Source organism: Polaromonas sp. (assembly GCF_018780625.1).
Classification (GTDB): Bacteria; Pseudomonadota; Gammaproteobacteria; order Burkholderiales; family Burkholderiaceae_C; genus Polaromonas.
In genome coordinates, this window is record NZ_JADMJK010000200.1 from 1 (window position 1) to 9,221 (window position 9,221).

Sequence of the window (9,221 nt, forward strand, 5' to 3'; positions counted from 1 at the left end):
ACTACGAAATGCTCAAGCACACCGGCGAGCTGCCCATCATCGGCGTCAACACCTTTCGCAACCCGCACGGCGACCAGGTCCAGGACAAGCTGGAACTGGCCCGTTCAACCGACGAGGAAAAACAAAGCCAGCTCAAGCGTCTGGAAGACTTCCACGCCCGCCACGCCAGCGCAGCGCCCGCGCAGCTCAAGCGCCTGCAGCAGGCCGTGATTGACAACCAGAACGTGTTCGAGGTGCTGATGGACGCCGTGCGCGTGTGCTCGCTGGGGCAGATCACCAATGCGCTGTTTGAAGTCGGCGGGCAGTACCGGCGCAATATGTAATACGCCATAGGCGGGCAGCTTTCAGCCACAAAAAAACCCGAACAGTTGCGGCCTTGAGGCCCCAGCTGTTCGGGTTTTTTTGATCGGCGAAGCGCGGGTGTGGCGCTGGCCGGTCTGTGGCTTAGCCGCCTTTGGAGGGGCGCTTGCCGGGGTTCTTTTTGCTGCGGGTGTGCGAACCGCGCTCCAGGCTGATTTTCTGGCCATGGCCAGTGGTGGTCGTGTAGCCTTTTGGCGGCACGGGCTTGGGGGCACAGATGTCGGCTTCGACTCTGATTTTTTTGGACATGGAAGACTCCGGTTAAAAATAGCTGAACACGCAATTTTAAGCCACTGCGCGCCCGCACGGATTCAGAAGGTGAAAGAGCGGCGATTCACGCATTTCCCGGCGTCACACCACCCATCGCCTATTTTGCTATATTTTATATAGCTATTAGAGTCCTAAGGGCATGGGCAAGCCTCAATTTTCATGCCTGATTCAGGCCAACCTCGGCGTAAAGCCGCTCCACATCGGCTTTGCTGCACAAGCCGGTGCCGGCCGACAGCAGCGCGGCAGAACCCGCCGCCACGCCGTAGCGAAAAGCGTCGGCCAGCCCGGCCTGGCGGCTCAGCGCCCAGACCATGGCGCCGACAAAGCTGTCGCCTGCCCCCGTGGCGCTGAGCACCTGCTGCGCCAGCGCAGGCGCGTGCCAGGTTTTTTCAGCCGTCACCAGCAGCGCGCCCTGCTCGCCCAGCGACAGCGCCACCACCTCGGCCTGTCCGCTGGCCACCAGCTGCTGCGCGGCGGCGCGCCATTGCGCCTCGTCGTTCAGCGGCTGGCCCGTCAGTTCGCGCAACTCGCGCAGGCTGGGCTTGACCAGGTAAACCCCCTCCTTCAGGGCCTCGGCCAGCGCCGGCCCGGACGTATCCAGCACCACCCGGGTGCCGGCGGCCCGCGCCAGCCGCACCAGCCGGGCATAAAAGTCAATCGGCACGCCGGGCGGCAGGCTGCCGCTGGCCACCAGGGTACGCGGCGGCACGTCGAGATCAGCAAAGTGGTCCAGGCAGGCCTGCCACTCCAGTGGCGCGAGCGTGGGGCCCGGCAGCACAAAGCGAAACTCCCGGCCACTGGAGGTTTCAAGGACCGAAAAACTCTCGCGGGTTTCCCCGGCGATCTCCACGCAGCGGCTGCGCACCTGCTCGCCGTCCAGCAGTTGCCGCAGCTGCTGGCCCTGCAGCCCGCCCACGGGGTAAAGCGCCACGCAGTCGGCACCCATGCGCTGCAGCACACGGGCCACGTTGATGCCGCCGCCGCCCGGAAAGCGCAGCGGGGCGCTGCAGCGCAGCTTGTGGGTATCGGTCACGCTGGCGGTGGACGTCGCAAGGTCCAGCGCCGGGTTCATGGTGAGGGTGAGGATCTCGGTCATGGTCAGGCCGCTACATGGCGGCGCGCAGGGGAAGATTGATCAGCAGGTTTTGCGGCTTGAGCCGGAGCACCTTGCCCGCATCCATGCTCAGACCCAGATAAACGGGTTTGCCGGCCACATCGGTGCGCATCTCGGCCGGGTTGACAAACTCCAGCCGAAACAGGCTGACGAGGCGCTGCATGCGGTCGGGCTGCACCGGGCGGTCCTCATACAGGTCATTGAGGATGGCCGTCGACTCGGCATCGAGCCCCACATGCCAGCGCCAGGCCTCGTCCTCTATTTTTTGCAGCGGCCGTATCGTGACGGCAACGCCCAGGAAATGCTGCACCCACAACTGCAGCACGCCCGCCAGCGCCTTGAGCCCAGAGCGGGCGCGCGTCAGCGTGAAGACCAGGCCATGGCTCAGGTCGTGGGTGACCTCATGCGTGAGGTCAAGCAAAAACCGGTGCCGGCCGGCCTGCTGCCAGTAGTCGGGCGCGTTGTCGTCGCTCAGCACCTGCACGGTCAGGGTGCGCTGCGGCGCCTTGGCTTCGGCCAGAAAACGCCCAAAGTCGCCCAGACCGCCGGTTTCATGGAGCATGTCCATCGTTTCGCGGTCGCCACTGAGCACCTGCCCGCCTTCGGTGCTGATGCGCTGGCTGCGAAACAGCATTTCGCCCGCGCGCACCGTGTAAGCGTCCTGGGCGCCCTCCAGCAGGCTGTGCGTGATTGCCTGCACCAGCAAGTCGATGAACAGCGGCGGTATGTCGATGCGGCCCGCGCCGCTGGCCGTGAACAGGCCGAGGTAATAAGCCTCCAGCGTGCCGGCAGCCAGCAAGCCATCGCGAAAGCGCAAAAACAGCGTGTAGCTGCCTTGGGCATCGCTGTCTTGCAGGGCCTGCAGTTCGCCGGGGCTGACCGGCCGGGCAGGCGACGCGGTCAGCGCAGCATGCAGGGCCAGTTCGGCCGGGCAGGACTCGGGCACGGGCGCCAGTTCAGGCCGGGCCAGAAAAAGGCGGAGGTAGTCGTCTGTGGGCTTTAGCCAGCCGCGCTCGGTGCGCTGAAGGGAGCTGAAACCACTGGAGGGCCAAAAATTTTGCATGGTCGCAATGGTCGCACAGCGAAGGAGTCCTTTCAGGCCGGGGTACGCGCCGGACACCCGGCCACTGTTTTTCTTGCAAGTAAAACTACTTAAGGGTCTTGCCCATGGCGCGGCCGGCGCGGCACCACTACGATGGATTTATTGATTCGCGGGATCGGTGTCCTCTGTTGCATGACGCCTGCCGGCCCGCGAATTTAAACCCCTATGCCGGAGAATAAATTTGCCAGTGGAGTTCATTCTCGAAACCAAAGGTCTGACCAAGGAGTTCAAGGGATTCGTGGCCGTTGACCACGTCGACCTTAAAGTCCAGCGCGGGCACATTCACGCACTGATCGGCCCCAACGGCGCCGGCAAGACGACCTTTTTCAACCTGTTGACCAAGTTCCTGACGCCCACGCATGGCAGCATCGTCTTCAATGGCCACGACATCACGTCTGAAAAGCCGGCCCAGACGGCGCGGCGTGGCATTGTGCGTTCGTTCCAGATCTCTGCCGTTTTCCCGCACATGACGGTGCTTGAAAACGTGCGCGCCGCCTTGCAGCGCAACGAGGGCACCTCGTTTCATTTCTGGAAAGCCGAGAGCACCCTGCATCATCTGCATGCACGCGCCCTGCAGTTGCTGGCCGAAGTGGACCTGAGCGACTTTGCCAACGAGCTGACCGTGAGCCTGCCTTACGGCCGCAAGCGTGCGCTGGAACTGGCCACCACGCTGGCGCTGGAGCCCGAGCTGATGCTGCTGGACGAACCGACCCAGGGCATGGGCCACGAAGACGTGGACCGCGTGACCCAGCTGATTAAAAAAGTTTCCGTGGGCCGCACTATCTTGATGGTTGAACACAACATGAACGTGGTGTCGTCGATTGCCGACCGCATCACGGTGCTGCAGCGCGGCGCCATCATTGCCGACGGCCCTTATGCCGAGGTGGCAAAAAATCCGCTGGTCATTGAAGCCTACATGGGCAGCGCCAACACCGAACTGCAGGGAGCCCACTGATGACCAAGGAACTCCTTCACATCGAAGACCTGCACGCCTGGTATGGCGAGTCGCACATCCTGCATGGCGTGAACCTGACCGTGAACCAGGGCGAGGTGGTCACGCTGCTGGGCCGCAACGGCGCTGGCCGCACCACCACCCTGCGCGCCATTGTGGGCATGACCGGTGCGCGCAAGGGCTCGATCAGGATCAACGGCGAAGAAGTCCTGAAGCTGGCGCCGCACAAGGTGGCGCGGCTGGGCATCGGTTACTGCCCTGAAGAGCGCGGCATTTTTGCCAGCCTGTCCGCCGAGGAAAACCTGATGCTGCCGCCCACCGTGGCGCCGGGCGGCATGAGCATTGCCGAAATTTACGAGATGTTTCCCAACCTGAAGGAACGCGCCAACAGCCCCGGCACGCGCCTGTCGGGCGGCGAGCAGCAGATGCTGGCCGTGGCGCGCATTTTGCGCACCGGCGCGCGCCTGCTGCTGCTCGATGAAATCTCCGAAGGCCTGGCGCCTGTCATCGTGCAAAAGCTGGCCGAAATGATCCTGGCGCTCAAAGCCAAGGGTTACACCATCGTGCTGGTGGAGCAGAACTTTCGCTTTGCCGCGCCGCTGGCGGACCGTTTCTACGTCATGGAACACGGCCAGATCGTCAAACAGTTTGCCCAAGCCGAGCTGTCCCAGAACATGGGCATGCTGCAGGAATATTTGGGGGTCTAGTCCCTGCGGACAGCCCTTGTTGCGTTTTCCTTTCCCTTGCACTGATAACTTTAACCAGGAGACACCCATGAAACTCAAGACCCTTGTCGCCGCCTTGGCCATCGGCTTTGGCGCTGCCGCTTCCGCACAGGGCACCGGCCCGATCCGGATCGGCATGATCACCGACATGTCCAGCCTGTACGCCGACATCGACGGCCCGGCTGGCGCTGAAATGGTCAAATGGGCCGTCCAGGATTTCGGCGGCAAGGTGCTCAACCGCCCGGTTGAAGTGCTGTCCGCCGACCACCAGAACAAGCCCGACATCGCCAGCTCCAAGGCCCGCGAATGGATGGACAAGGAAGGCCTGACCATGCTGATTGGCGGCACCAATTCCGGCACGGCGCTGGCCATGGCCAAGGTGACCACCCAGAAAAAACTCCCCTTCATTGCCATCGGCCCCGGCTCTGCGCGCCTGACCAATGAAGACTGCTCGCCTTACACCGTTCACTATGCCTATGACACCGTGGCGCTGGCCAAGGTGGCCGGCACGGCACTGGTCAAGGCCGGCAACAAGAGCTGGTACTTCCTGACCGCCGACTACGCCTTTGGCCACTCGCTTGAGAACGATGCGGCCACCGTGGTCAAGGCCAATGGCGGCACCGTGGCAGGCACGGCACGCCATCCGCTCAATGCGGCTGACTTCTCGGCTTTCCTGCTGCAGGCCCAGTCGTCCAAAGCCCAGATCCTGGGCCTGGCCAACGCCGGCGGCGATTTCACCAACGCCATGAAGGCGGCCCGCGAATTCGGCATCAACAAAACCATGAAGGTCGCCGGCCTGCTGGTGTTCATCAACGACGTGCACAGCCTGGGCCTGGCCAACACCGAAGGCCTGCAACTGGCCGACAGCTGGTACTGGAACCAGGATGACGCGTCGCGCAAATTCGCCAACCGCTTCTTCGCCAAGTACAAGCGCATGCCTTCGAGCCTGCAGGCCGCCGACTACTCGGCCACCATGAACTACCTCAAAGCCGTGCAGACCGCGGGCACGACCGATGGCGACAAGGTGATGAGCACGCTCAAATCCATGAAGATCGACGACTTCTACAACAAGGGCCAGATCCGCGCCGACGGCCGCATGATTCACGACATGTACCTGTTCCAGGTGAAAGGCGCCAAAGAATCGACCACCCCATGGGACTACTACAAGACCGTGGCCAAGATTCCTGGCGAGCAGGCCTTCACCACGGTGGCCGAGTCCAAGTGCTCGCTGCTCAAGAAGTAAGTTGACCTTCCCGGTGGTCGCGCGCGTTGGCGAGCGGCCACTTTTTTTTACTCTCAAGGCGTGAGCTGACGGGCCTCCATGGAAATTTTCGGCATACCCCTACAAGCTTTTCTGGGCCAGCTGTTGCTGGGTCTGGTCAATGGCGCGTTTTACGCCCTGCTCAGCCTCGGGCTGGCGGTCATTTTTGGCCTGCTGGGCATTGTGAATTTCGCGCACGGCGCGCTCTACATGCTGGGCGCTTTTGCCGCCTGGATCATGCTGGACAAATTCGGACTCAATTACTGGTATGCGCTGGTGCTGGCCCCGCTCGCGGTCGGCCTGCTGGGCGTGGTGATTGAGCGGCTGTTTCTGAAACACCTGTACAAGCTCGACCCGATTTACGGCCTGCTGCTGACCTTTGGCCTGGCGCTGATCTTCGAAGGCGTTTTCCGCGAGTTATACGGTGCGTCAGGCCAGAATTACAACGTACCCGAGCTGCTGCAGGGCGCCACCAACCTCGGCTTCATGATCTTGCCCAACTACCGCGCCTGGGTCGTCCTGGTGTCGCTGGTGGTCTGCCTGGGCACCTGGTTCCTGATCGAGCGGACGCGGCTGGGCGCCTACCTGCGCGCCGGCACTGAAAATGCGCCGCTGCTGCAGACCTTCGGCGTCAACGTGCCGGTGATGGTGATGTGCACCTATGGCGCTGGCGCGGCACTGGCCGGGCTGGCCGGCGTGCTGGCTGCGCCCATCATCCAGGTCAGCCCCATGATGGGGTCCAACCTGGTCATCGTGGTGTTTGCCGTGGTGGTGATTGGCGGCATGGGCTCCATCCTGGGGTCGGTGATCACCGGCCTGGGCCTGGGCCTGGTCGAGGGCATGACCCGCGTTTTTTATCCGGAGGCCTCGAACATCGTGGTGTTTGTCGTGATGGTCATCGTGCTGATGGTCAGGCCCAATGGCCTTTTTGGCAAGGAGGCCTGAACCATGAGCAACACCCTGACTGCAACTGCTGCGCAAACTGTGACCAAGACGCCCATGAGCAACGCTGCCAAACTGACCCGCATTACCTACCTTGTCATGCTGGGCTTGCTGCTGCTGGCCCCGCTGCTGGGCCTGTACCCCGTGTTTGTGATGAAGCTGCTGTGCTTTGCCCTGTTTGCCTGCGCCTTCAATTTATTGCTGGGCTTTACCGGGCTGCTGTCGTTTGGTCATGCCGCTTTTTTTGGCTCGGCCGCCTACATCACGGGCTGGTTCATCAAGGCGCAGGGCTGGACGCCTGAACTGGGCATTCTGGCGGGCACGCTGGTGGCTGCACTGATTGGCCTGGTGGTGGGCCTGGTGGCCATCCGGCGCCAGGGAATTTACTTCGCCATGATCACGCTGGCCCTGGCCCAGATGGTGTTTTTTGTCTGCCTGCAAGCCCCGTTTACCGGCGGCGAGGACGGCCTGCAGGGGGTTCCACGCGGCAGCCTGTTCGGCCTGTTTTCGCTCAGGTCCGACACGGCGATGTACTACTTCGTGGTGGCCATTTTCGTGGTGTGCTTCCTGTTCATCGCGCGCATCGTGCGCTCGCCGTTTGGCCAGGTGCTCAAGATGATTCGTGAAAACGAGCCGCGCGCCATCTCGCTGGGCTACCAGGTCAACCGCTACAAACTGCTGGCCTTTGTGCTGTCTGCCGCGCTGGCCGGGCTGGCCGGTTCGCTCAAGACCGTGGTCATGGGATTTGCCACGCTGTCGGATGTGCACTGGTCGATGTCAGGCGAGGTGATCCTGATGACGCTGCTGGGCGGCGTCGGCACCTTCTTTGGCCCGGCGTTTGGCGCCGGCATCGTGATCTCGCTGCAAAACCTGCTGGCCGACAAGGTCGGCTCATGGGTCACCGTCATCATCGGCGTGATCTTCGTGATCTGCGTGCTGACCTTTCGCAAGGGCGTGGTCGGCGAGGTGCAGGCCTTTCGGGAGCGGCGCCGCGCCGCCGCCAAGGCGGCTGCGAGCAGCGCCACCTGACCGGCGGTGGCGGGACGCCTTGCAGCGCCCCCCCCTTTCTGCAAAGTTCAAAGCGGCCGCCCTGGCCGCTTTTTTTATGCTCAGGCCCCGTCGCTGGACAGGGCGCGGCGCACATGCAGGGGCGTGACCAACTCGCCCTGGCCGTTGGGCACGGCTTGAATCCCGATGATGGGCACACCCGGCGCCACGCTGCCGAACAGGGCGGCAAACGCTGCGTCGGCGGCATCACGGCCCGCGGCAAAGCGCACAAGGCCCATGGGAATCACCGTGTCAGACGGCTCAAACAGATACTGGCGGTGGCTCAGATAAACCTCGACATAGGCGTGAAGGTCGGGGGACGGTGTCAGCCTGTCAGCCGCATGGATGTTGAAAATGAAGCCGCCCCCGGTGGCGCGATGTCATTGTGGAGCTCAGTGAAAAACTGGAGGCCGCCTGGGCAACAGGCACTTTTGACTTAAATACTCACCAGGGTAGCTGCTGGCCGCGGTAGTCCACCAGCGTCCCCGTGTCAGCCGGCGTCAGCGCGGCCAGCACCGCCTGCAGCTCGGCTGCGGCCTCTGGCGCGGGGCGCACGGCCAAGCCAGTTTTGGCGAAGGGCTGGGACAGCGGCGTGTCGACGGTGCCGGGGTGCAGCGCCACGCAAATGCCGTCCTTGTTTCGCCGGCGCATCTCGATCGACGCGGTCTTGACCAGCTGGTTCAGCGCCGCCTTGGACGCCCGGTAGCCGTACCAGCCGCCCAGCGTGTTGTCGCCGATGCTGCCAACCCTGGCCGACACAAAGCCGGCCACGCAGCGCCCCTGCCTTGGAAGCAAGGGCAGGAAATGCTTCATCACCAGCGCCGGACCGATGGCGTTGATGCGGAACACGTGGCTCAGGTAGTCGGCGTCCAGGTTGGCCCAGCTGCACTCGGGCTGGCCCTGCGCGCCGTGCAAAAAACCGCTGGCCACCACCAGCAGCCGAAGTTCAAGCTGCAACCCGGCGCACTGCGCCGCCACCCAGTCTGCAGCCGTTTTCAGGCTGGTTTCGTCCATATAGTCGATGGTCGGCGCAGTAGTACGGCCCAGGCGCAGCACCGCCGGGTAGGCGCCGGACAGTCCATCGGCCAAGGCCGCGCCCAGCCCGCCGCCCGCGCCTATCACCAGCGCCAGGCCGGGCGCGCGGTCACGGGTGCTGCGCGCATCCATCGTCGCTCCCGAAGCGCGTCAGGATTCGTCGTCAAGCAGGCGCACCCGCACGCTCTTGCCCTTGACCTTGCCCATGGACAGCTTGTGCAGGGCGTCGGCGGCAATCGTGCGGTCCACCGCCACGTAGGTCGAAAACTCGTTGACATTGATCTTGCCGACCTGCTCGCGCGTGAAGCCGGCTTCGCCGGTCAGCGCGCCCAGCACGTCGCCGGCGCGGATTTTTTCCTTGCGGCCGCCGACGATTTGCAGCGTGGCCATGGGCGGGCGCAGCGGCTCCTTGG

The 9,221-nt window shown here is 63.5% G+C and carries 12 protein-coding genes; 6 read left to right on the forward strand and 6 right to left on the reverse strand.

What is annotated here, in order from left to right; translation table 11 throughout:
- Positions 1 to 323, forward strand: a 323-nt coding sequence (locus IV091_RS14905; protein WP_293470043.1) for a methylmalonyl-CoA mutase family protein, incomplete at its 5' end; no start/stop codon positions are given.
- 121 nt (positions 324 to 444) lie between these two features.
- Here the strand turns inward: IV091_RS14905 and IV091_RS14910 are convergent.
- The 3 genes from IV091_RS14910 to IV091_RS14920 all read right to left on the reverse strand — a co-directional run bounded on the left by IV091_RS14910 (position 445) and on the right by IV091_RS14920 (position 2,807).
- Entirely contained in the window at positions 445 to 609 is a 165-nt protein-coding gene (locus tag IV091_RS14910; protein ID WP_293470044.1) for a hypothetical protein, read from the reverse strand.
- 178 nt (positions 610 to 787) lie between these two features.
- Complete coding sequence (locus IV091_RS14915) at positions 788 to 1,726, reverse strand: 1-phosphofructokinase family hexose kinase (RefSeq protein WP_293470045.1); 939 nt, start codon at positions 1,724 to 1,726, stop codon at positions 788 to 790.
- Between the two features lie 10 nt (positions 1,727 to 1,736).
- Complete coding sequence (locus IV091_RS14920) at positions 1,737 to 2,807, reverse strand: DUF6352 family protein (protein WP_293470046.1); 1,071 nt, start codon at positions 2,805 to 2,807, stop codon at positions 1,737 to 1,739.
- Positions 2,808 to 3,027: 220 nt separating this feature from the next.
- Here IV091_RS14920 and IV091_RS14925 point away from each other — a divergent pair, with 220 nt between their 5' ends.
- The 5 genes from IV091_RS14925 to IV091_RS14945 all read left to right on the forward strand — a co-directional run bounded on the left by IV091_RS14925 (position 3,028) and on the right by IV091_RS14945 (position 7,755).
- On the forward strand, positions 3,028 to 3,801 hold the full coding sequence (locus tag IV091_RS14925; protein ID WP_293470047.1) for an ABC transporter ATP-binding protein: 774 nt from the start codon (positions 3,028 to 3,030) through the stop codon (positions 3,799 to 3,801).
- Complete coding sequence (locus IV091_RS14930; protein ID WP_293470048.1) at positions 3,801 to 4,505, forward strand: ABC transporter ATP-binding protein; 705 nt, start codon at positions 3,801 to 3,803, stop codon at positions 4,503 to 4,505. The genes IV091_RS14925 and IV091_RS14930 overlap by 1 nt, the downstream gene beginning before the upstream one ends.
- 67 nt (positions 4,506 to 4,572) lie before the next feature.
- Entirely contained in the window at positions 4,573 to 5,766 is a 1,194-nt protein-coding gene (locus IV091_RS14935) for an ABC transporter substrate-binding protein (protein WP_293470049.1), read from the forward strand.
- Positions 5,767 to 5,844: 78 nt separating this feature from the next.
- On the forward strand, positions 5,845 to 6,729 hold the full coding sequence (locus IV091_RS14940; protein ID WP_293470050.1) for a branched-chain amino acid ABC transporter permease: 885 nt from the start codon (positions 5,845 to 5,847) through the stop codon (positions 6,727 to 6,729).
- Positions 6,730 to 6,783: 54 nt separating this feature from the next.
- Positions 6,784 to 7,755, forward strand: a complete 972-nt coding sequence (locus IV091_RS14945; protein ID WP_293470054.1) for a branched-chain amino acid ABC transporter permease — start codon at positions 6,784 to 6,786, stop codon at positions 7,753 to 7,755.
- Between the two features lie 80 nt (positions 7,756 to 7,835).
- Here the strand turns inward: IV091_RS14945 and IV091_RS14950 are convergent, their stop codons facing one another.
- From IV091_RS14950 to IV091_RS14960, 3 genes are all read right to left on the reverse strand, one after another.
- The gene (locus IV091_RS14950; protein WP_293470051.1) at positions 7,836 to 8,012 is read right to left on the reverse strand and encodes a hypothetical protein; all 177 of its coding nucleotides are present in this window, start codon (positions 8,010 to 8,012) and stop codon (positions 7,836 to 7,838) included.
- Positions 8,013 to 8,217: 205 nt separating this feature from the next.
- The gene (locus tag IV091_RS14955; RefSeq protein WP_293470052.1) at positions 8,218 to 8,940 is read right to left on the reverse strand and encodes an SDR family NAD(P)-dependent oxidoreductase; all 723 of its coding nucleotides are present in this window, start codon (positions 8,938 to 8,940) and stop codon (positions 8,218 to 8,220) included.
- Between the two features lie 18 nt (positions 8,941 to 8,958).
- On the reverse strand, positions 8,959 to 9,221 hold a 263-nt coding region (locus tag IV091_RS14960), incomplete at its 5' end, for a DbpA RNA binding domain-containing protein (protein ID WP_293470053.1).